At 42.5% G+C, this 22,802-nt stretch carries 24 protein-coding genes and 2 tRNA genes; 16 read left to right on the top strand and 10 right to left on the bottom strand.

Annotated features, from left to right (window positions below; all coding sequences use genetic code 11):
- Window positions 1-37: 37 nt before the first annotated feature.
- Window positions 38-2,149, bottom strand: coding sequence for a M3 family metallopeptidase (locus NEE14_RS06790; protein ID WP_251968657.1), 2,112 nt, complete (start codon window positions 2,147-2,149; stop codon window positions 38-40).
- Window positions 2,150-2,242: 93 nt separating this feature from the next.
- Between NEE14_RS06790 and NEE14_RS06785 the strand changes: the two genes are divergently transcribed.
- Both NEE14_RS06785 and NEE14_RS06780 read left to right on the top strand, forming a co-directional pair.
- A complete protein-coding gene (locus tag NEE14_RS06785; protein ID WP_251968658.1) occupies window positions 2,243-2,548 on the top strand; it encodes an FtsB family cell division protein in 306 nt (101 codons plus the stop codon).
- Complete coding sequence (locus tag NEE14_RS06780; RefSeq protein ID WP_251968659.1) at window positions 2,549-2,881, top strand: hypothetical protein; 333 nt, start codon at window positions 2,549-2,551, stop codon at window positions 2,879-2,881.
- 199 nt (window positions 2,882-3,080) lie between these two features.
- Here NEE14_RS06780 and NEE14_RS06775 read toward each other — a convergent pair whose 3' ends face one another.
- The 5 genes from NEE14_RS06775 to nusB form a co-directional block, all read right to left on the bottom strand.
- Entirely contained in the window at window positions 3,081-3,542 is a 462-nt protein-coding gene (locus NEE14_RS06775; RefSeq protein ID WP_251968660.1) for a DUF5606 domain-containing protein, read from the bottom strand.
- 73 nt (window positions 3,543-3,615) lie between these two features.
- Window positions 3,616-4,197 carry a dephospho-CoA kinase gene (gene coaE / locus NEE14_RS06770; protein WP_251968661.1) on the bottom strand — a complete coding sequence of 194 codons (582 nt, stop codon included), beginning with the start codon at window positions 4,195-4,197 and terminating at the stop codon, window positions 3,616-3,618.
- Window positions 4,194-5,207 carry a CdaR family protein gene (locus tag NEE14_RS06765; protein WP_251968662.1) on the bottom strand — a complete coding sequence of 338 codons (1,014 nt, stop codon included), beginning with the start codon at window positions 5,205-5,207 and terminating at the stop codon, window positions 4,194-4,196. Before NEE14_RS06765 ends, coaE begins: the two co-directional genes overlap by 4 nt.
- A gap of 18 nt (window positions 5,208-5,225) precedes the next feature.
- Window positions 5,226-5,537, bottom strand: a complete 312-nt coding sequence (gene yajC, locus NEE14_RS06760; protein ID WP_251968663.1) for a preprotein translocase subunit YajC — start codon at window positions 5,535-5,537, stop codon at window positions 5,226-5,228.
- A 62-nt stretch (window positions 5,538-5,599) separates the two neighbouring features.
- Entirely contained in the window at window positions 5,600-6,526 is a 927-nt protein-coding gene (gene nusB, locus NEE14_RS06755; protein WP_251968664.1) for a transcription antitermination factor NusB, read from the bottom strand.
- A 373-nt stretch (window positions 6,527-6,899) separates the two neighbouring features.
- Here nusB and NEE14_RS06750 point away from each other — a divergent pair, with 373 nt between their 5' ends.
- Window positions 6,900-7,277 (top strand): DUF3276 family protein, encoded by a 378-nt coding sequence (locus NEE14_RS06750; RefSeq protein WP_251968665.1) that lies wholly within the window; start codon window positions 6,900-6,902, stop codon window positions 7,275-7,277.
- Window positions 7,278-7,388: 111 nt separating this feature from the next.
- Here NEE14_RS06750 and NEE14_RS06745 read toward each other — a convergent pair whose 3' ends face one another.
- The gene (locus tag NEE14_RS06745; protein ID WP_022455835.1) at window positions 7,389-7,559 is read right to left on the bottom strand and encodes a DUF362 domain-containing protein; all 171 of its coding nucleotides are present in this window, start codon (window positions 7,557-7,559) and stop codon (window positions 7,389-7,391) included.
- A 148-nt stretch (window positions 7,560-7,707) separates the two neighbouring features.
- Between NEE14_RS06745 and NEE14_RS06740 the strand changes: the two genes are divergently transcribed.
- Entirely contained in the window at window positions 7,708-8,409 is a 702-nt protein-coding gene (locus NEE14_RS06740) for a porin family protein (RefSeq protein ID WP_251968666.1), read from the top strand.
- Here NEE14_RS06740 and NEE14_RS06735 read toward each other — a convergent pair.
- The 3 genes from NEE14_RS06735 to rsfS form a co-directional block, all read right to left on the bottom strand.
- On the bottom strand, window positions 8,396-9,232 hold the full coding sequence (locus tag NEE14_RS06735) for a phosphatidate cytidylyltransferase (RefSeq protein ID WP_251968667.1): 837 nt from the start codon (window positions 9,230-9,232) through the stop codon (window positions 8,396-8,398). The genes NEE14_RS06740 and NEE14_RS06735 overlap by 14 nt on opposite strands.
- A 118-nt stretch (window positions 9,233-9,350) precedes the next feature.
- On the bottom strand, window positions 9,351-11,381 hold the full coding sequence (ftsH, locus tag NEE14_RS06730) for an ATP-dependent zinc metalloprotease FtsH (protein ID WP_251968668.1): 2,031 nt from the start codon (window positions 11,379-11,381) through the stop codon (window positions 9,351-9,353).
- A 28-nt stretch (window positions 11,382-11,409) separates the two neighbouring features.
- The gene (rsfS, locus tag NEE14_RS06725; RefSeq protein ID WP_251968669.1) at window positions 11,410-11,769 is read right to left on the bottom strand and encodes a ribosome silencing factor; all 360 of its coding nucleotides are present in this window, start codon (window positions 11,767-11,769) and stop codon (window positions 11,410-11,412) included.
- Window positions 11,770-12,001: 232 nt separating this feature from the next.
- Here rsfS and NEE14_RS06720 point away from each other — a divergent pair, with 232 nt between their 5' ends.
- From NEE14_RS06720 to NEE14_RS06665, 12 genes are all read left to right on the top strand, one after another.
- A complete protein-coding gene (locus tag NEE14_RS06720) occupies window positions 12,002-12,361 on the top strand; it encodes a helix-turn-helix domain-containing protein (protein ID WP_251968791.1) in 360 nt (119 codons plus the stop codon).
- On the top strand, window positions 12,262-13,356 hold the full coding sequence (locus tag NEE14_RS06715) for an IS3 family transposase (protein WP_317259029.1): 1,095 nt from the start codon (window positions 12,262-12,264) through the stop codon (window positions 13,354-13,356). The genes NEE14_RS06720 and NEE14_RS06715 overlap by 100 nt, the downstream gene beginning before the upstream one ends.
- A 529-nt stretch (window positions 13,357-13,885) precedes the next feature.
- A tRNA-Gln gene (locus tag NEE14_RS06710) sits at window positions 13,886-13,956 on the top strand.
- A 39-nt stretch (window positions 13,957-13,995) separates the two neighbouring features.
- Window positions 13,996-14,066, top strand: a tRNA-Gln gene (locus tag NEE14_RS06705).
- A gap of 112 nt (window positions 14,067-14,178) precedes the next feature.
- Window positions 14,179-15,114 (top strand): homoserine O-acetyltransferase MetA, encoded by a 936-nt coding sequence (metA, locus tag NEE14_RS06700; protein WP_251967033.1) that lies wholly within the window; start codon window positions 14,179-14,181, stop codon window positions 15,112-15,114.
- A 17-nt stretch (window positions 15,115-15,131) separates the two neighbouring features.
- Window positions 15,132-16,961, top strand: a complete 1,830-nt coding sequence (locus NEE14_RS06695; protein ID WP_251967034.1) for a peptidase U32 family protein — start codon at window positions 15,132-15,134, stop codon at window positions 16,959-16,961.
- An 8-nt stretch (window positions 16,962-16,969) separates the two neighbouring features.
- Window positions 16,970-17,785 carry a peptidylprolyl isomerase gene (locus tag NEE14_RS06690; protein WP_251967035.1) on the top strand — a complete coding sequence of 272 codons (816 nt, stop codon included), beginning with the start codon at window positions 16,970-16,972 and terminating at the stop codon, window positions 17,783-17,785.
- A 245-nt stretch (window positions 17,786-18,030) separates the two neighbouring features.
- The gene (gene uvrB, locus NEE14_RS06685; protein ID WP_251967036.1) at window positions 18,031-20,058 is read left to right on the top strand and encodes an excinuclease ABC subunit UvrB; all 2,028 of its coding nucleotides are present in this window, start codon (window positions 18,031-18,033) and stop codon (window positions 20,056-20,058) included.
- 6 nt (window positions 20,059-20,064) lie between these two features.
- A complete protein-coding gene (locus NEE14_RS06680) occupies window positions 20,065-20,904 on the top strand; it encodes an N-acetylmuramoyl-L-alanine amidase-like domain-containing protein (protein ID WP_251967037.1) in 840 nt (279 codons plus the stop codon).
- A 249-nt stretch (window positions 20,905-21,153) separates the two neighbouring features.
- Entirely contained in the window at window positions 21,154-21,813 is a 660-nt protein-coding gene (locus NEE14_RS06675) for a Crp/Fnr family transcriptional regulator (RefSeq protein WP_262922356.1), read from the top strand.
- Between the two features lie 38 nt (window positions 21,814-21,851).
- Window positions 21,852-21,977 carry a hypothetical protein gene (locus NEE14_RS06670; RefSeq protein WP_262922353.1) on the top strand — a complete coding sequence of 42 codons (126 nt, stop codon included), beginning with the start codon at window positions 21,852-21,854 and terminating at the stop codon, window positions 21,975-21,977.
- A gap of 186 nt (window positions 21,978-22,163) precedes the next feature.
- Entirely contained in the window at window positions 22,164-22,772 is a 609-nt protein-coding gene (locus tag NEE14_RS06665) for a porin family protein (RefSeq protein ID WP_251967039.1), read from the top strand.
- Window positions 22,773-22,802: the final 30 nt, after the last annotated feature.

Genomic DNA, 22,802 nt, shown 5'->3' with positions numbered 1-22,802 from the left:
ATCCGAATATTGATACCTGATAATAGGGGAGATATTTTTATTTCAATCCCCGATTCTTCAGTAAGGGTTCTGTTCCGGGTTCTTTCCCACGGAAGTTCTTGTACATATCCATCGCATCGTCAATACCGCCTGGGGTTAATATATACTTGCGGAATTTACCAGCTACTTCCTGATTGAATATATCTCCTGTTTCTTTATAAGCTTCATAAGCATCTGCATCCAGTACTTCTGCCCAAATATAGCTATAGTAACCGGCTGTATATCCACCGCCCATGGTATGATTGAAATAAGTTGTACGGTAACGTGATGGGATTTGTTTTAACAATCCGCGTTTACCCAATGTCTCTTCTTCAAACTTCATGACATCCATGTCTGCTGGTATCTCTGTCAAAACATGATAATCCATATCCAGCAGTGAGGCGGCTAAATATTCGGTTGTAGCAAAACCCTGACCATATTTACCGCTCTTGTCAAGCTTTTCTATCAAATCTGCAGGAATAACCTCTCCTGTTTGATAATGTTTGGCATAAACTTTCAGTACTTCTGGTTCAAATACCCAGTGCTCCATTATTTGTGAAGGCAATTCAACAAAGTCGCGAGGAACACCCGAAACTCCATAGTAATGTACATCTTTGAACAGGTTATTCAGCGCATGTCCGAATTCGTGGAAAAGAGTTGATGCTTCATCTGCACTTAACAAGGCCGGTTGGCCGGCTGCCGGCTGTGTGAAATTACAAACGATGGTAACAACCGGTCCCTGACGTTTGCCGTCTACGTATGTTTGAGAACGGTAGGTTCCACACCAAGCTCCGCCTCGTTTGCTGGCACGGGGGAAAAAGTCCATGTACAAAACTCCCAAATGTGTACCATCCTTGTCTTTACATTCGAAAGCCAGAGCATCAGGATGTGGAAGAGGAATGTCTTTCAGTTCAGTAAAGGTAATGCCATATAGTTTGTTGGCTACATAGAAAGCTCCTTCTCGAACTTGATTGAGAGGCAGATACGGCCGGATCTGGTTCTCATCCAAATCAAACTTAGCCTTTTTCGCCTTCTCGAAATAATAGCGCCAATCCCAGCCTTCAGCCTCAAAAGATTGTCCTTCTTTCTTAATTTCAGTCTGTATATCTGCCAGCTCTTCCTTGGCTTTTGCCAGAGCCGGAGTCCATACTTCATCTAACAGCTTATAGACATTTTCAGGAGTCTTTGCCATGCGGTCTTCCAGAACGAAAGATGCATAGTTCTTGTATCCCATTAATTTCGCTTTTTCCAGTCTTTTTTCAATCAGCTGTCGAACAACCTCTTTGTTATCTGCATCATTATTATTGTTTCCCCGGTTGATATATCCGTTGAATATCTTTTCGCGCAGAGAGCGGTTGTCGGCGTATTGCAGAAATGGCATGACACTGGGATTATGCAGTGTAAAGATCCATTTACCTTCCTGGCCGGCTGCTTTAGCTGTTTCGGCAGCATTGGCAATTAGGCTGGCTGGTAATCCGGACAAGTCTTCTTCCTTATCAATGATTAATTGGAAATCATTCGTCTCTTTCAGCATATTTTGTCCGAAAGTGAGTTGCAGCATAGCAATTTCACTGTTCAGTTCACGCAGCTTGGCTTGCTTTTCTTCATCCAGATTGGCACCACTTCTAACGAAATCTTTATACGTTTCTTCCAGCAGTTTTTCTTGTTCCTTATTCAGGCCCATCTGGTCTTTATTCTCATAAACCTGTTTTACCCGTTCAAACAATTTTGGATTCAAACTAATGTCGTCTTCATGTTTTGAGAGCATCGGGGATAACTGTTTACTCAGTTCTTGCATCTCATCGGAGGTATTGGCACTGTTCTGTCCGTAGAATACAGCACTCACTTTACGTAAAAGCTTTCCACTCTGGTCTAAAGCGACAATGGTATTCTCGAAGTCCGGAACTGACTTCTGGTTGACAATGGCATCAATTTCCTGGGCTTGTTCTTGTATGCCTTTCTCGAAAGCAGGCAGATAATGTTCAATCTTGATCTGATCGAACGGAGGAACACCAAACGGAGTGGTATATTCTGTAAAGAAAGGATTACCCGCTTCCGTCTTCTGGTCTTTTGGAGCATTACATGCCGTTAATGCAAAAGCAGCTCCTGCGATTAGTACTAATTTATTCATTGGGATTAATATTTTTTAATTTGCTTGTAAAGATAAGAATTCCTTTTATTTTTTTCGCAAATCTTTTACCTTTGCGGAAAAGATTTTCTGGAGATGTCGAAACTTAAAGATTTTTACAATAAATATTTAGCTTGGATCAACAAGTATGTGCTGGTGACTATCGGTGTGTTTATCCTCATGTGTCTGGATAGTGATAGTAATTTGTACAAGCGATACATGTATGACGAGAAAATCAGAAGTTTAGAGAAAGAAATCAAGTTCTATCAGAAAGAAATTGAAGTAAACCGTAAGAAACTGGAAGATTTACATACTGATAAAGAAGGGTTGGAGCGTTTCGCCCGTGAGGAATATTTCATGAAACGCCCGAATGAAGATGTTTATATCATAAAGGAAAAATAAATGAATCCACGAATACGTACGTATGTGTTTAGTATATCAGCCTTGTTGCTCTTGGTTGGTGCGGTGTTGTATTTAACCCGATGGGTCGTTGCGCCCTATTTGTTTGCTGTCGGTTCGGCCGGTATAACGGTTTGTTATCTGACTGAGTCGGTCGTTGGGCTGGACTTCAGGCAGAAACGCTTACACCGTTTTAATGTTTTATCCGGACTACTGATGATTGCTGCTTCTGCCTTTATGTTTAAGGGAAAAATGGAGTGGGTTGTTCTGCTCGCCATTTCTGCTATTTTCCAGACCTATGCAGCCTTTATGAGTGGTAAAGGGAAAAAGTCCTGAACAGGGAACCTGCAACTATTTATTTCAGTTCTCGTTACTTTTGTTTTCGATTCTCGTTAGAATCCTTTTTGACTTTCGTTTATTTTATTCCTTGACCCTTTTATTGGGAGCAAGACAGAAAGTCGCAAATAAAATAAAAAAGCCTGGATGGTTGTTTACAGACACCAATCCAGGCTTATTTTATGGGAGTATTTGATATTTATTCTTCAGTTTTAGGAGCTTCTTCTTCAGCAGCTTTATTTTCAGTTTCCTGTTGTTCCATCTTTACTTCGATGGGAGTAAAATCATTAATACCACTGCTGATTAACAGATTATACCAGCTGATTAATTTCTTGATATCGCTAGGATAAACACGATCCCGGTCAAATTCAGGTAATACTTCAGCCATATAGGCACGTAATTCATCACCTTTGGCAGAAGTCGAAATAGACGCTTTTTCTCCGTTTTCCTTATTTTTGATGTTGGTCAATACTTCATGCAAAGGAACTTCTCCGTCATTTGTATAGATAGCGATATCGCCCAAAGAGATGACTTTATCTTTTGCGTATGCAGGAACTTTTTTCTTGTCTGTCAATGATTCAACGATCAGCATATTTTTCCCGTGAGAAACCAGTCTGAACAGGCCTGGACGTCCAGAAATAGACAAAATAGTCTTCAACATAATTGTTCGTTTTTTCTTATTTGGATTTGAGTTAATTTAAAATATCGCACAAAGGTAACATAACTACGGGAGATTATCGATATAATTGGTCTAAAAACTTTTCAACTTGCGGTATCAAAGCCTGTTTGCCATCATTTGTAATGGTATAATCTACCCACGACCTTTTTTCTTCATCGGAAATCTGGCTTTCAATTCGTTTTCGCAACGCTTCTTCACTTGAATGGTCTCGCTGCAGTGCCCGTTGGATGCGAATTTCGAGTGGTGCGTAAACGAGAAGACTGACATCAACTATTTTATTAAATCCGGATTCAAATAGAATGGCGGACTCAATGGCACAGCATTGATATGTGTTTTTCTGCTCACACCAGTCCAGGAAATGTCTGTTTACTTCCGGATGAATGATGTGATTGACTTGCTGGAGCAAGTCTTTATTTCCGAAGATAGCTTTTGCCAACATGGCTTTGTTCAGACCGTTTGCATTGTAAATGTCTGGTCCGAAAAGATGAGTCAGCTGTTCTCTGATTAAAGGAGACGTGTTCGTCAGCTTCTTGCTTTCATCATCGGCAATATAAACCGGGATGCCATAAACCGACAAGAGTTGCGCAACAACCGACTTGCCACTTCCGATTCCTCCGGTAATTCCTATCTTAATCATTTGAAACTGGTATTTTGTTCTAACAAGAATTCTATTTTGGCCGGTGATACATGGCAATAACGGACCCAGTCCGGTTTTTTTGTAACCTGTACGTCGATAGAGCCGGAGACATTTTCTTCCAGTTGGGCGTAAGGAACCTCTACTGTAAACATGTCTTCTGTTAATTCCTTGAATCGTGAAATCGGGATATTACAGGCCACTTCAACGGCTTGTGGAAATGTTCTGATTTTATAATTCACCGGAACGCCCGTAACTGTTACAGGGATAGAGAGCATCTTTTCTGTGTATTCTTCAATAGGAATTGTCACGGAAACATTATTTGTCTCGAAATTTGTTCCTTCAATAGGTTCCAAAGCGACTACACGGGTAATACTCTTTTTCCCGTTTTTAATTTCCGTGTAGACCGTTTTTATTTCCTGAATCGTATCTAAAATGGAATCACTGGCATAAACGGTTACGCGAGAAGGAGAAATCTGTATATCAGAAGATACAAGGAATCCTTTTTCTGTCTGGATATTTCCCTGGAATACGATTGGGAATTCTTTGCTTTTTCTCATGCCGAACCGTAAAGTAATGGCTTGAGGTTCGATGCTGTAAAGGGTAGTCGTTGCCAGTACTTGTTTTTGTACTTCAGCCTCAATATACCTTTTGTCGACTGTAAACTTGCCGCTTTCCTTGGAAAGTCCGGTCATATCAATTGTGATTGATCTGAATTTCTGGCCAATCGTATAGTTAAGCAAGGCGCTGCCTTTATCTTTGATGCGGATATTTATCGCCTGCGGAATTTTATTGGTAAAAATAATATCGTCCGGGACATTGGTATATCTGATAGGTATAGACATATCTGTCTCATATTCCTGCTGCAGGCTTTGTAGCAGCCAGAAACCAAAAGACAATAATACGAAGCAGAAAAAAATTAAAGCTTCTTTCCATCGTTGGCGATGCAAAAAAGCTTTAATGTCTATCAAAACCGTATGACATGTCCGAACGATGTTCTTAAACCATGACATATATTTTAAATCGTTTAATTACTTTTGTTTTGCATCTTCAGAGGAAGCAAAAACAGATGTTTTGTCGATTTGAATATTTACACCGTTAGCGATTTCGATGACCATATATACATCACCGATTTCTTTGATCTTTCCATAAATACCACCTGCAGTAATTACTTTGTCTCCAACTTTCAAAGCTTCGCGTGCTTTCTGGATTTCTTTTTGTCTTTTTTGCTGAGGGCGGATCATGAAGAAATAAAAGATCGCCACGATGACAACCATCATGATAATACCTGACCATTGGGATTGGCCGGCTGCCGCCTGAAGTAAAATACTTAAGTTCATCATATTGTTTATTAGTTATACATTATCTTTTGTGCATTTGACGGACACAAATGTAATGATAAAATTTAATCTTTCAATAATCGCTTTTCATTTTTTAGTTCATTGACTATTGAATCTAATATTCCATTGATGAATGTTCCACTTTTGGGTGTGCTATAGTATTTAGCCATATCAATATATTCATTCAATGAAACGCTGGTAGGAATAGTAGGGAAGCTCATGATTTCGGCTAATGCGACCTGCATGATCAGCATGTCGATGTTGGCAATTCGCTCAGATTCCCAGTTATTCATATGTTTGCTGATGAGTTCGCGGTATTCTTTTCCTTTCAGGATGGCCTGGTGGAAAAGTTTTGTAGCAAATATTTTGTCATCTTTGTCTTTGAACATGGGCAGTAGTTTCTGCTTGCTTCCGGCTGATTCTTCGAACTTCTTAATAGTCTTAAGCACAAATGTTTCGATGATAGAGATATCATCGTTCCAGTAAATGCTTTTATCCTCTAAATATTCTTCGATATATTCGCTGCTGCAAATTAGCTTCTTGAAAATCTGACGCCAGAAATCGCGATCTGTTTCATAATTGTCAGCTTTATTGTCCAGGTAGTTTGCATAAATATCAGAAGCTAATATCATATCCAGTATCTGCTTAACGAAATCTTCATCATTGGCCCATGAAATACCTTGATCAGAAACATATTGGTTCAAAGCTTCATTGTCGGCCAACTGATGGATAAAGCGATTGTCGATCAAACGAGTATTGGGCGTTAAATCTTCTGGCGTCGGCATGAATTTGTGCTTGCGGATATCCAGATTTCTGCTGTGTAGACGTGTTACCTCCACCATCAGAAGAAGCAGGTAATGATATAGATCGTACGATTTTTGAAGACTGAACATGAGCTCGTTTTCGGCTACTTTTAGATCTCCATGTCCGTTTTGATAGTAAGAATACACTATCTGTAAGACTTTAATGCGGATTAAAATTCTGTTAATCATCGTTTGAAGGAACTACTTTGTGTTTAATATTTTTCAGTCTGCAAAGGTAGTGATTCTTTTTGTAATACTGTATCTAAAAGGTGTTCTTTCTACAAAATTGATTTTGGTGATTATTTTTTTAGGTTAAAATGATTGAAGATTAGAAAAAAATGCGCATATTTACACCCTAATAAATTAAGTGTAGTAAGCTCAACGAAGAAAACAAGTTGATATGCGGACGTGGTAGAGATGACTTAAAAAGGTTAGCTTCTGTTTTATTGGAGCGGTAAGTTCTTTATTGTTCCGTTTGCAGGATGCTTGTTGTATACTGAAGTAGTGGTTTGCAAGACATAATTAATAAAGAAAGAAGGAAAAATAATTTAAAAGTTATGCCATGGAAGAAGGAAAGAAGAAAAACATTGTTGAGGGTGGCGATAAAGAAATTCTGTATTCGAAAGCCATAAAGGCAGGTAAGCGCATTTATTACCTGGACGTAAAGAAGAATTTGAAAGAGGATTTGTTTTTGGCTATAACTGAAAGTAAGAAAGTACAAGCTAAGGACAGTTCTGCTGTTACTTTTGAGAAACATAAAATTTTTCTTTACCGTGAAGATTTTGATAAGTTTGTCGACGGTTTAATGGATGTAATCGGTTATGTGAAATCTCATAAAGGAGAAGCAAGCCGTCCGGAAGAGGCTGCTCCGAAAAGTGAAGATACTGCTGCGGAGCCGGATTCTGATATTAAACTGGATATCCACTTTGATGCAGAATAGACTTTTATTGACTCAACTTTGATCGCCAAAAAAATAGGATGTCTGATTTCAGACATCCTATTTTCATTTAAGCACATATCCTTTTGTTATATGCTTATTTGTTTTGCGGAATTAAGCACCCGGATGGATAGCTTCTGTCGGACAAGCTTCTGCACATGTTCCACATTCTGTACACATATCAGGATTGATACTGTACTTGTCACCTTCAGAAATTGCTCCTACCGGACATTCGTCGATACAAGTTCCGCAAGCAATACAATCGTCACTAATTACGTAAGCCATATTCTTAAACGTTTAAATGTTAACTATTAGTCGTGCAAATGTAGAATATTATTCGGATTAAAAAAATAGCTGGGGCTATATTTTTTTATATTTTCCCTTTGTTTGCAATAAAAACAATGTATCTTCGTTATATAAAAAAACAGGAAAATTGAGACGTTTTATAGTTATAGTAAGTGCACTCTGCTGCTTTTCAGCAGTCGTTTGGGGACAACGTGAAAAGGTAAAGAATCAGCCTTATGTGGATAATAAGCTGTTTCACTTAGGATTTCATGTAGGAATCCATGCTCAGGATATGTTGCTGACTCATACGGGAGCTTCGACCAATGGTGAGACTTGGTTTGCTGAGATCCCGACTTATTCTCCGGGTTTCAGCGTTGGTGTTATCGGAGATATGTTTTTGAATCCTTATTTTAATCTGCGTTTTATTCCAACGATTAACTTTGGTGACAAGCGATTCGTCTTTCGTGAGCAGGAGACAGGCGAAGAATTCCGGACATCGGTCCGATCAAGTTATCTGACTTTGCCGTTAAGTGTGAAGTATTCTGCTTTTCGTCTGAATAATTGTCGTCCTTATCTGACTGCCGGTGTCTATGGCGCTATGGATTTAGGCCGTAAAAGAGGGAATCCTTTATATTTAAAAGGGTTTGATTACGGATTGGAGTTTGGTATCGGGTGTAATATTTATCTGCCTTTTTTCCGTTTGTGCCCGGAACTGAAGTTTAGCTTTGGTCTGCCGAATCTGCTGGTCAAGGACCGCCCGGATTTGGAAGGACAGGAAACAATCAAATATACCGAGGCTCTTTCAAAAGCTACTTCCCGTATGGTTACACTGACCTTTAATTTCGAATAATCAATTCAAGGTAAATATAAGCGGCAGGCACTGCCATCAGCACACTGTCAAAGCGGTCGAGAATTCCGCCATGACCAGGCAGAATATTGCCTGAATCTTTAACGCCCAATGTTCGTTTTAATAGGGATTCTGTCAAATCTCCCCAAGTGGCAAAAACGACAATCACCGCTGCCAATCCTAACCATTGAAGTCGGTTTAATTCGGGCGCATACCAGGCAAATCCCTGTGAGGCCAGCAAAACAATAATCAGGCCGCCCCAAAAACCTTCCCATGACTTTTTCGGTGAAATCCGTTCGAATAATTTTCTCTTCCCGATTTGGGAGCCGACTAAGAAGGCTCCGGTGTCGTTCAGCCAGACAAATATGAAAACAGCCAGGATGTATAAAGGCTTGTACTGGATTTCACCGGTGAATGAGTCGGTATGAATAGCCAAGAAGTTCAGAAGGGAAAAAGAACCGGCGCAATAGATTTGAGCCAACAGCGTGAAGGCCCAGTTATTGATCGGATTGGGCGCTTTGGTATATAGCTCACTGATCAGTGTGTACATGATAAATAAAATATACGGCAGAAATATAGTCTCTCCACCGAATCCTATGGATTGCATGAAACAGGCAAAGAATAAATACATACCACCGGCCGTACTGATTAACCGACGTAGTGTTGCGTTTTCATAATGCTTCAGTAGTCCGTAGAATTCCCATAAAGCCAATCCCGTGATGATACAAAACAAGATGGCGTATGAATATACATTATATAAGATGGCTCCCAGTAATATACCAACAAAGATAATCCCAGTAAGCGTCCGTTTGATGAAATTGTTCAAAATGTTTCCCTTTTTATGATTGATATGCAAAGATAGGCATATAAACGAAACGTGAAAGAAAAAATCCCTGTTTAATTCGACCGAATCAAACAGGGATTATCTGAATTAGTTTACTTTTTTATGACTTGTCATCTTCCGTTTTGGGAGCTTCTTCTCCTGTTTCTGGAGCAGGTGTCTGCTCTTTCGGATTATTCTTGTCATTTTTGTCGTCTTTATTCTCTTTTTCAAGAATTTCTTCTGAGCGGGAAGCCCACGGGCGTTTACCGAAAATATGTTCTACATCTTCTCTGTAGATCACTTCGCGTTCCAGCAAGACATTGGCCAGTTGGTTGTGTCCTTCCGTATTTTCGGCTAAGATCTTCTTCGCACGTTCATATTGTTCGGAGATGATCTTCTGAACTTCTTCGTCGATGATGCGGGCCGTACTTTCACTATACGGTTTGGTAAATCCCCATTCCTGACCACTTGAGTCGTAGTAGTTGATGTTAGGCAACTTGTCGCTCATACCATAGTAAACGACCATCGCGTAGGCTTGTTTGGTAACGCGTTCCAAATCGTTGCTCGCTCCGTTGGAAATCTGACCGGAATAAAGTTCTTCGGCAGCACGTCCGCCCAATGTTGAACACATTTCGTCGAGCATTTCCTCACGGGTTGTAATCGGACGTTCTTCGGGCAGATACCAGGCGGCACCTAACGCTTTTCCACGAGGTACGATGGTTACTTTTACCAGCGGATTGGCATGTTCCAGTTTCCAGCTGATAGTCGCATGACCGGCTTCGTGGATGGCAATCCGTTTCCGTTCCGTCTCGGTCATAACCGTTGTCCGTTTTTCCAGACCACCGACGATTCGGTCGACTGCATTCATGAAGTCTTCTTTCTGAACAAACTTCTTGTTGTTGCGGGCAGCAATCAATGCAGCTTCATTACATACATTCGCAATGTCGGCACCCGAGAATCCCGGTGTTTGTCGAGCCAGGAGTTCGGCATCAACACTGTCGTCAATCTTGATCGGGCGCAGATGAACGCCGAATATTTCCTTTCGTTCGTTCAAATCCGGCAATTCAACATGAATCTGACGGTCAAAACGTCCGGCACGCAATAAGGCTTTATCCAGAATGTCGGCTCGGTTGGTTGCCGCTAAGATAATCACACCACTGTTTGAACCGAAACCATCCATTTCTGTCAGCAACTGGTTCAATGTGTTTTCGCGTTCGTCATTGCTGTTCATATTGGCGTTTTTGCCACGCGCACGACCAACGGCATCAATTTCATCGATAAACACGATACAAGGTGCTTTTTCCTTGGCCTGACGGAACAGATCACGTACACGAGATGCTCCGACACCTACGAACATTTCCACGAAATCGGAACCGGACAAAGAGAAGAACGGAACATTGGCTTCGCCGGCAACAGCTTTGGCCAATAAGGTCTTACCGGTTCCCGGAGGTCCTACCAACAAAGCTCCCTTCGGAATTTTACCTCCCAACTCCGTATATTTGGAAGGATTCTTCAGGAATGAAACGATTTCTTCTACTTCCTGCTTGGCTCCGGCCAAACCGGCAACATCCTTGAAAGTAACCTTCGGATTGTTGTCTTTATCGAACAACTGGGCTTTCGCCTTTCCTACACTGAAAACACCACCGGGTCCGCCGCCGGCACCGCCAGACATTCTTCTCATCAGGAAGATCCAGACCAGCACAAAGAGGATGATCGGTCCGAACGAGATAAGAAAACTCCACATCGTGTCGTCGCCTTCTTCGAAGCTGACCTGCGTATCAATTTTGTTTTCGGAGACAGCGTTGTCATAGAAGTCGGAGAATTTATCGGCCGACGGGATCTTGATGTATACTTTGGGAGACAGGCTGTCGCTCATCTTTTCTCCCGGGAAGATGACACCTATCTTGTCACTCTTGACGGTAGCTTCCACAACATTCTTCTTGTTGTAGACAACCATCTTGTCGAATACGTTTTCCTTGGCCAACTTCTGGAATTCTGTCCAGCCTATTTCTTTAGTGCCGGCCGAATCGTTGGTCATGTATAACGCAGCCAATAACAACAGAATGATGCCATACATCCAATAAAAATTGAAGCGGAACATCTTTTGTTTGTTGTCTTTGGGTTTATTCGGATTCATTCTATTGTTTTCCATATTTTATGATTGTAATGCAAATTCAAAGTTAGTCCAAATTGGGGATTGCTGTTGTCTTGGCGTCTTCCCACAAGGTATCCAGATTATAGAACTTGCGTTTTTCTGGCAAAAAGATATGAACCATAACGGTTCCGTAATCCATGCCGATCCATTCCGCACGTTGTTCTCCGTCGATCGACAGTGTTTTTTCTCCGGCTTCACGGCGGGCAAAGTCCCATACAGAATCACATAATGCAGATACTTGCGACGGAGAGTTTCCTTCTCCGATAACCATATACTGGCAAATAGCTCCTTCTATCGGGCTTAAGTCAACTACAACAATATTTTTCCCCTTCTTTTCTTGCAGACCCTTTACAATGGCCTGTACTAAAACTTGTGTTTGATCCATTCTTATCTTACTAAAATTCTAATTTCCAAAGTTGCAAAGATACTTGGAATAAATTTATTTCAAGCATCTTGTCAAGTAAATTCTTTCTCTCTATTCATATTTCTTTACAAAAACAAGTAGAATGCCCAAAAAGTTCACTCTTTTGTGTCATTTCAACTACTATGGAAGAATATGGGTGATTCTGCTGGAATTGTCTTTTTGTAAATAAGGTTGACTCCTAAAAAACAAGAAGATGAAAGAAAGCAATTATGAACAAGAGAAGTTTCGGAAGAATCAGGAAAGAGAGATTTTCCGTTTGGTAAAGCAAGACAACGTCTCCATCCAGGAAGTGGTTCAACAATATGGAGTAAGTCGTTCGAGCATTTATCGAATAATAGCTACCTTTGAACGAGAAAATCCTCTAGAAGCAGAACTCATGAAAAAGCAAGGAAAAGACGTGACGCCGGAAGACTACAAGAAGCTCCTCGAAGAGTTGTCGTCACTGAAGAAAGCATTGGCCGAAGAGCGTTTGCGCGCAGATTTCTACCAAGAGATGGTCGCCTATGGCGAGGAAGTGTATGGCATAAAGCTAAAAAAAGCTGGCACCAAGTAGTCCGTAGGCTGCATGAAAGGGACAGGGAACGGTATAAGGTCGTTCCCCTGTGCCGTCTGCTTGGTGTGAGTAAACAAGCCTACTATAAGCATGAGGACAAGGTACTGCAACGTCTGATGGAAGAATCTTTCGTTGTGGAGTTTATCAAGGAAATCCGAGGGAAAGATCCGGGCATAGGAGGGAACAAGCTTTGGCAGATGTACCAGAGCCGGTTTGGTTCCCATAGCGTGGGTTATAACCGTTTCTATGACATCATCGAACGTTATGGCCTGAAAGTCCGTAAACGGAAAAGACGCGTCAAGACAACCGATTCCGACCATGAGTATCCAGTCTATCCGAATCTGATTAAGACATACATTCCGGATCGTCCCTGCCAGCTGATAGTCAGCGATATCACCTATATACCTTACTGGACAAAGCCGGAAACGGGCGAGTACGATTTCTGCTATCTTTCTTTAGTAACGGATTACTACACAAAGGAAATCATCGGTTACAGTGTGGGCGACACGCTGGAAGCCCGTTATCCTTTGGACGCATTGAACATGGCCTTGGCCTATTATAAGGGCAAGGATCTTAATGGATTGATCCATCACTCGGACCGTGGTGTCCAATATGCCTGTTACAGTTATATCTCCCGGTTGAAGGAACATCATATAAAGATAAGCATGACCGAAAGCGGCAATCCCAAAGATAATGCCGTGGCGGAACGAGTCAACAATACAATTAAGAATGAACTCCTTTTGGGGCAATCCTTTTACGGCGTATCGGAAGTTAAATCAGCTATAAGGATAGCGGTCGATTTCTATAACAATGAGCGTCCTCATTTGAGTCTGGACGGTATAACTCCTGCTGAAGCCTCCGCAATGAGGGGAACAATAAAGAAACGCTGGAAGAGTTATCGGGAATTAGCCATCCAAGGAGAAATGTCTAATGCCTTCGTTTCTGCCAACCAGGTGGAGACAAACTCTTTGGAGGCTTCGCGCCTCCAGCCGTAAGGCAAACCACCGCGGTGGTTTTTTCATTATTTTTATCAGGATAAAAGATCTTTGTTTATTTTTGCCCAAAATAAGAAAAGACAACCTGCAGGGTGAATAACAAAAAAATGAGTCAACTCAGTATATAAATAAGTTAAACTACAGTCAACCCCTTCTATTTATAAAGAGATTTTAAGTCAACCAAATTCGTTAAATGACAAATTTAAATTAGCATGTCATTGTATGTCTTTATCGTTCCACCCGTGTGGAATGATCGTTTCACCTATGTGGAACGATCGTATCACAGCCGTGGAACGATCGTATCACCCAGGTGAAACGATAAAAATGTAGTTACCTTTCAATCTGTTTCCTGAGTAAGAATGAGTTTGTTATCATGAAAAGAGGCGTCTTTTTCAGTAGATTTGAAGTGAAACAGAGGTTTTGAGAAGAAAAAAATAAAGAAAAAATGGATTTTTATTTGGTGGTTCGGTAAAAATGCCTACCTTTGCACCGCAAACGAGAAAGTTGTGGTTGATACAACGTACGACATTGTTCTATGGTGTAATGGTAGCACAACAGATTCTGGTCCTGTTTGTCCAGGTTCGAATCCTGGTAGAACAACTTTTTCGGATGTGATATAATTATTTACTTTGTTTACATTGTTCTATGGTGTAATGGTAGCACAACAGATTCTGGTCCTGTTTGTCCAAGTTCGAATCTTGGTAGAACAACGAAAAGCTTCCTTGAAAAAGGAGGCTTTTTTTATGTTTGCTGGTATTCATAATTTACTTACTTTTGTAAAGTAGAATATTTTGTTAGCAAACAAATAGAGAGAATATACATATGCCTTTAAACTTACAGAAGAATCTTCCGGCAATTGAATTGCTGAAGAAAGAACATATATTTGTAATGGATGCCTTGCGGGCATCGTCGCAGGACATCCGTCCGTTGCGGGTCGTAGTGTTGAATTTGATGCCTCTGAAAGTGACCACCGAAACAGATCTGGTCCGTCTGTTGAGCAATACACCGCTTCAGGTAGAAATGGATCTGATGAAAATCAAAGGTCATACTCCCAAGAATACACCCATCGAACACATGCGCGAGTTTTATAAAGACTTCGACGCCATGAAGGATTCCTATTACGACGGGATGATTGTTACGGGTGCTCCGGTGGAGCAGATGCCTTTTGAAGAAGTGACTTACTGGGATGAGATTACTGAGATATTTGACTGGGCGCGGACGCATGTAACATCTACCTTGTATATTTGCTGGGCAGCCCAGGCCGGACTGTATCATTTTTATGGTATCCCGAAATATGATTTGCCGTCTAAAATGTTCGGTGTCTTCCGTCATACCTTGCGAGAGCCTTTTGTCCCGATCTTCAGAGGCTTTGATGATGAGTTCTATGTGCCGCACAGCCGTCATACGGAAGTCCGCCGGGAAGATATACTGAAAGTACCCGAACTGACTTTGCTTTCGGAAAGCGAAGAATCGGGTGTATATATGGTGATGGCACGCGGTGGCCGCGAATTCTTTATCACGGGTCATTCCGAGTACTCGCCTTATACATTAAATGATGAATATATACGCGATTTGAAAAAAGGTTTGCCTATCACAGTGCCTAAGAATTATTACCGGAATGACGATCCGGCACAAGGACCGGTAGTACGCTGGCGTGGACATGCTAATTTATTGTTTACGAACTGGCTGAATTATTATGTCTATCAGTCTACTCCTTTCCATAGTGAAGATATTCGTCTGTTGGGCGAATTGAAATAGAAAGAAACAAAGCAGATATGGTGAAAAAGATAGAATTATTGTCGCCGGCAAAAGACCTGACTTGCGGGTTGGAAGCGATACGCCATGGAGCCGATGCTGTTTATATCGGGGCTCCTAAGTTTGGAGCGAGGGCAGCAGCCGGAAATACCTTGGAAGATATTCGGCAATTGTGTGATTTTGCACACATCTATGATGTCCGGATATATGTAACCCTGAATACAGTCTTGAAAGAAGAAGAACTGGAAGAGGCCCGACGCCTGGCCTGGCAGTTGTATGATGCCGGGGTCGATGCGCTGATTGTTCAGGACATGGCGCTGATGCAGATGGATCTTCCTCCGATTCCTTTGCATGCCAGTACGCAGACGGATAACCGAACGGTAGAAAAAGTCCGTTTCCTGCAGGATGTGGGCTTTACACAAGTGGTGCTGGCCCGCGAGCTGACGTTGAAAGAAATCCAGAAGATTGCCTCAGAAACAGATGTGGCCCTCGAAGCTTTCGTACATGGAGCTTTGTGCGTTAGTTATAGCGGTCAGTGTTATCTGAGTGCCGCTTTATCGGGACGAAGTGCAAATCGGGGTGAATGTGCCCAGTATTGCCGTTTGCCCTATACGATGGTCGATGCTGACGGAAAAGTGATTGCTTCGCAGAAACACCTGCTTTCGTTGCGGGACATGAACCGTTCAGATGATCTGGAAGCGATGATGGACGCCGGCATTACCTCTTTCAAGATAGAAGGGCGCTTGAAAGATGTGTCGTATGTAAAGAACGTGACGGCCTGGTACCGGAAAAAGTTGGACGAGATTCTGGATCGTCGTCCGGAATATGTACGTGCGTCGGTAGGCGAGAGCCGTTTTTCGTTTACGCCTCAGGTAGCCAAGAGCTTTAACCGGGGTTTCACTCCTTTTTATTTATACGGAAGAAATGCTGATGTGACGGCTTTTGATACACCAAAATCACAGGGTGAGTGGGTTGGAACCGTAAAGGAAATACGGGGAAACAGCTTTACGGTGGCAGGCTTGACTCCGTTGAACAACGGAGATGGTCTGGCATTCTTCAATCAGCGTGGTGAGCTGGAGGGCTTTCGGGTAAATAAGGTAGAAGCGAATCGAGTTTATCCGCAAATGATGCCCGATGGGTTGCGACCGAAAATGAAGTTGTATAGGAATTACGACCAACAGTTCGAGAAATTACTCTCGAAGCCTTCGGCCGACCGGAAAATACCGGTGCGTATTTCTTTTGATGAACATCCGGAAGGATTCTCGGTGGAAATGGAAGATGAGACAGGTGCACGTGTGACAATTGTCCGTCCGTATGAAAAGATTCCTGCACAGAAAGACCAGACAGAAAATATCTGTACGCAGTTGTCCAAGTTAGGAAATACTCCTTTTGAGTGGGGTGCTGTGAGAGTGAACATGAGTCAGCCCTGGTTTGTTCCGTCTTCTTTGCTGGCGGATATGCGTCGGGAGATAGTGGAAAAGCTTTTATCGTGCCGGAAGATGCGTTATCGGAGAGAACTGGTACAGAAGAAACCGACGACATCCGTCGCCTTCCCTGAAAAACAACTGACATACTTAGGGAATGTAGCCAATTCGGTGGCACGCCGGTTCTATATAGAACATGGTGTGGAATCAGTCGAACCAGCTTTTGAAGTAAAACCCTTGGCGGATGTACCGTTGATGTTTACCAAACATTGTTTGCGGTATAGTATGGGCTGGTGTCCGACTTATCAGCACGGGAAATCGCCTTATAAGGAACCTTATTTTCTGTTATATAAAGAACAGCGGCTTCGCTTGAAGTTTGACTGTAAACATTGTCAGATGTTAGTATTGAATGAATCTAATAAATAAGTAAGAATATGAAGAAAATTTTAGCACTGTTTTCCTTGTTGTTTGTCATGGCGGCCTGTGGTCAGGAACAACTGGAAGAAGGGAAACCGGTTTATGTCACGGTTTCGACCAATATGGGAGATGTAACTGTAATGCTTTACGATGACACGCCTTTGCATCGGGATAATTTCATTAAGTTATGTCAGGAAAATGCTTACGAAGGCGTATTGTTCCATCGGGTTATCAAGGATTTTGTGGTACAAGGTGGCGATCCTAACAGTAAAGCTCACGAACCGGGTGTCTTGTATGGCGATGGTGGTGGCGGTTATACAGTACCAGCCGAAATATTACCCAACCATTTCAATAAGCGCGGCGCTTTGATTGATGCGAAAGAAGGAGACGATGTGAACCCGGAACGGGAATCTGCCGGAACCCAGTTCTGCTTTATACAGGGGAAAGTCTGGAATGATGAGGAATTGGATGGAATAGAAGAACGCATCAACAATACACGCCGGAACTGGCTGTATTATGTTTTCCAGAGTCGTCTGAAAAAGCAGCATCCGGAATTAGCCGACGAAGCTCATGCGGATGAATTGCATATGCAGGCATCTTTATTACTCGAAGATACGCTAGCTCAGTTAAAACCGTTAGTAATCCCTGAAGAACATCGCCAGGTTTATCGGACAGTCGGCGGTTCTCCTCATTTGGACGGTTCGGTTTCTATCTTCGGTGAAGTAGTAGAAGGTTTTGATATTGTAGAAAAGATTTCATTAGTTGAAACGGATAAAAATGATCGTCCACTGCAGGATGTGATTATTCTGAAGACAAAAGTATTTCAGAAATAAGTTGTCAATATGTGAAAATCTATTGCAATACTATGTTGTAAAACATGTATTTGTTAATTCATATTAATCTGAATCATTTTTCCAAATAAAAACTTGTGTTGTTTAGCATGAAGCTATACATTTGCACTGTGTTTTTCATGGTATTAGATTTAAGGTTAACAATGGAGATTGGTTGTCGTGATGACAACCTTTTTCTTTTTTAATACGTACCTTTGTAAAGTTGCTTATCGAAATAAAATAAGACTATGAATTTTGAACTTTCATCTCCTTTTAAACCCACCGGTGATCAGCCGGAAGCCATTGCTGCTTTGTCCGAAGGATTAAAGAGTGGGGTTCCTTATCAGACATTATTGGGTGTGACGGGTTCTGGTAAGACGTTTACGATTGCGAACGTCATTAAGGAAGTACAGAAACCGACGCTTATCCTCAGTCATAATAAAACATTGGCGGCTCAGTTGTATAGTGAGTTTAAGGCCTTCTTTCCGAATAATGCGGTTGAATATTTTGTTTCGTATTACGATTATTACCAGCCGGAGGCTTATTTGCCTTCTACGGATACCTATATCGAGAAAGATTTAGCTATTAATGATGAAATTGATAAGCTCCGGTTGCGAGCAACGGCGTCTCTGTTGTCCGGAAGACGGGATGTGATTGTGGTTTCTTCCGTCTCTTGCCTGTATGGTATGGCTGATCCGCGCGCCTTTGCCGAGAAGGTTACGCATATTGAGCGAGGAATGCAGATTGACCGTGATGAATTATTGCGCCGGTTTGTAGCAGCTCTTTATATCAATAATAAGTTAGAATTCAAGAGTGGATGTTTCCGTGTGAATGGTGATACGGTAGATATATTCCCGGCCATTGAAACATTTGATGGTGTTGCTTACCGGATTGAGTTCTGGGGCGATGAGATTGACCGTATTTCGTCATTTGATCCGATGACCGGACAGGAGATAGATGAACAGGACGAACTGAATATTTATCCGACAAATCTTTTCGTAACGACACAGGAGCGTATTAATCAGGCGATCGGTCAGATTGACGTGGATTTGGGTACACAGGTGGAATATCTGAAAAGTATAGGAAAGCCTTATGAGGCTAAACGTCTTTATGAGCGGGTCACGTATGATCTGGAGATGATCCGGGAATTGGGGCATTGTTCGGGTATCGAGAATTATTCCCGGTATTTCGACGGACGGCAAGCTGGCGAACGTCCTTTCTGTCTGTTGGATTATTTTCCGAAAGACTTTCTGCTGGTCGTAGATGAAAGCCACGTGACGATTCCACAGATTCGAGCCATGTATGGTGGTGATTATGCCCGTAAGAAGAATCTGGTGGATTATGGTTTCCGATTACCGGCTGCGATGGATAACCGTCCATTGACGTTTGATGAGTTTGAATCCCTGACACCGTGTGCGATTTATGTGAGTGCGACTCCGGCTGACTATGAACTGGAAAAGAGTGAAGGTATCGTTGTCGATCAGGTAATTCGTCCGACTGGATTGTTGGATCCTGTTATCGAAGTGCGCCCGACCTTGAATCAGATAGATGATCTAATGGAAGAGATCGCCCAGCGGTCGGCTGTTGATGAACGAATTCTGGTAACAACATTGACGAAGCGGATGGCTGAAGAGCTGACGACTTATATGACACGTATGGGCGTCCGTTGTAATTATATCCATAGCGATGTGGACACCTTGGAACGCGTGCAGATTATGGACGACCTGCGGAAGGGCTTGTTCGACGTGTTGATTGGTGTCAATCTGCTGCGTGAAGGCTTGGACTTGCCGGAGGTTTCGCTGGTGGCGATTCTGGATGCCGACAAGGAAGGATTCTTGAGATCGCATCGGTCACTGACACAGACTGCCGGACGTGCGGCACGTAATGTACATGGAAAGGTGATTTTCTATGCGGACAAGATAACAGACAGTATGCGTTTGACGATAGATGAAACAAACCGTCGGCGTGAGAAACAGATGGCTTATAACGAGAAGCACGGTATTACACCGAAACAGGTGGTAAAGAACAGCGTCTCATTGGTGGCCGAAAAGCAGCAGCAGACAGCCGAACCGTATGCGTATGTAGAGCCTGAGAGAACGAATGTGGCAGCCGATCCGGTGGTACAGTATATGAATCGCAGCCAGTTGGAGAAGGCTATCGAGCAGACCCGCCGGAAGATGACCGAAGCGGCCAAGAAGCTGGAATTTATCGAAGCGGCTCAGTATCGCGACGAACTGGTGAAGTTGGAAACTTTGTTGGAAACGAAACACGATTAAATCCCGATGAGAACTGTTCTTTCTTGGTTGTGTGCCTTGTTCTTCTTTTCGTATGGAGCCGGAGCGCAGTCGCTTTCGTACACGAAGGCGGATTCGTTATTTTGTCTTCAAGTGTTGGACAGTCTGAAGCATTCACAAACAAAGGATGCCGGTGAGCGGATGATCCGGGTGGCTCGTTTCTTCTTGGATAAGCCGTATGTAGCAGCTACGCTGGAAGGAGAACCTGAAACCTTGGTGGTGAATTTCCGTGAACTGGATTGTACGACATTGGTCGAATCGGTCTTGGCCTTGTCGCAGCCCGTTTCTTCGTTTGCCGATTATACGGAGTCGTTGCGCGGATTGCGTTACCGGAAAGGTAAGGTCCGTTATACCGAACGGCTTCATTATATAGCCGATTGGATGTACGAGAACGGCAAGCGTGGCTTGGTGAAAGATATCACATCTGAATTGCCGGGCAGCGAACCATTGCCTTTGGCGCTTTCGTTCATGTCGTCTCATCCCGAATCCTATTCGGCTTTGAAAGGACATCCTGAGCGGGTAGCGTGTATGCGGGAAGTAGAAGCGGCTGTTAATGCGCGCTCTATCTATTCGTTTCTGCCGAAAGAACGCCTTGGCGAGGCTGAGAAATTTATCCGTAATGGCGACATTATCGGTTTTGTGACGACGATTCAAGGATTGGATGTGACACACTTGGCGATTGCCTATTGGGCAACACCGCAACGCCTGACTTTTATCCATGCTTCTTCGTCGGCTCGGAAGGTAATTGTTAATTCTGGTTCGCTCGAAACCTATCTTATGCGCCAGAAGGCTTGCCGGGGAATCTGGGTGATTCGTCCTAATAGTTAGCTGATTGGCTATAGAACTGAAGATTTGTGAGCAATTATTCTTCTTGAATGATGATTTTTACTTTTTGTTTACTGATAACTGAGAATTTGAAATATAAAAAATACGCTTATTCGAAAAAATAAATCGATTTTCGAGAGGTTAATCCGAATTTTGTTATAATTTTGTGTCTCGTAAATATGTTTTTTAGCAATCATTTTTTTAGCCGTGGTTAAGCAACAACATAAAGAAGATTTTGATTTTTCGTCGAGCCTGACGGAAGTGTGGCGGGTCTTGACTGACAAAGAACGGGAAATGTTACGTAATAATTCAACCATTCAGACATTTAAGCGGAACGAGTTGATTTATTGCGAGGGAGATGAACCCAAAGACATGATGTGTCTGCTGAAAGGAAAAGTGAAGATATTTAAGGACGGTGTAGGTGGTCGTAGCCAGATTATCCGTATGATCAAACCAGTACAGTATTTTGGATATCGGGCGAATTTCGCTCAGGAGGATTATCTGACGAATGCCTCTGCGTTCGAACCTTCTACGGTTTGCCTGATTCCGATGACGATTGTCAAAGAGCTGATCTATGCGAATCCGGATTTGGCGATGTTCTTTATCCGCCAGTTATCTATCGACTTGGGTATCGCCGACGAACGCACAGTCAATCTGACGCAGAAGCATATCCGCGGACGTCTGGCTGAATCCCTCTTGTTCCTCAAAGACAGTTACGGATTGGAAGAAGACGGCGCAACATTGAGTATTTATCTGGCACGCGAGGATTTGGCAAACCTTTCGAATATGACGACTTCGAATGCCATCCGTACCTTATCTACTTTCGTGGCAGAACATATCATCGCTATCGATGGTCGTAAGATCAAATTGATTGATGAAGAAAAACTGAAGAAAATCAGCCGCATGGGATAATAAACTTGCCGGCTGCTGGAATAAAAGCGGATGTATCGATGGGAGATGATGTCTCTCTTCCGGTACATCCGTTTTTGTTTATGGTTGTAGATACGCGTTTATGCGTTGGTCGCCGTGTCATCGCCGGTAGCTTCTATTTTATCGACGATGGTCTGATAGGCTGAAAGTCTCCTGCCGTCGAGAAAGTGTTTCCTTCCGCCGCTAAATATACGATTTAAAACGATACAAGCCTTTCAAGGCGGACTAAAAGTGAAAATTATTTTAATGTTTGATAATAAACGAAGGGTGATGACGTTATTATCTACAAACAAAGTTGTATAGCGGATTGTAAAATCATAAAATATAGAAGTATGAAAAAGCTAGGTTTATGTTTGATGTTATGTTTCCTGTTCTTAGGAGACCTTGCCGCCCAATGGTCTGTCGGCGGGAAAGTGGGAGTGGATTGGTCGAAAATGACATATCCGATTGATGGTATGGATACTCATTTCAAAGCCGGAGCGACGCTTGGTGCGGTAGCGAATTATCAGTTGAATGATTGGTTGGATTTACAGGGAGAGTTGCTCTATTCGCAACATAATTATAAGGATGATTTGGTCGTTGATCTTGAAGGAGGAAGTCTGAGTGAAATGCTGAAAGTGAAGGCGCATTATATTGATGTGCCTTTATTGGTTAAGTTCTATCCCTTGAAGCATGATTCGGGTTTTAATCTGGAAGCAGGGCTACAGCCAGGTATCTTCTTGGCTCAATCGGCAAAGTTAGGAAAGGAGAATTTTTCAGAGTATGTAGGAGACCGGAATCCGGTGAACTGTGCTTTGCTTGTAGGCGCTTCCTTTCAAGCACCGAAGAATTGGTTCATTGATTTGCGGTATGCTTTTGGTCTGACCAATGTACCCAAAGGTGGTGATGGATTTAAGATACAATCGCTACAGCTTTCGCTGGGGTATTTCTTCTGGTTATAAAATGAAACAGGCACGAGAGAGAAACCTCCG

The sequence above is a fragment of the Parabacteroides sp. AD58 genome, assembly GCF_023744375.2.
Taxonomy (GTDB): domain Bacteria; phylum Bacteroidota; class Bacteroidia; order Bacteroidales; family Tannerellaceae; genus Parabacteroides; species Parabacteroides absconsus.
The sequence above is the reverse complement of the archived record's forward strand: the minus strand, read 5'-3'. Positions and strand labels throughout refer to the sequence as shown.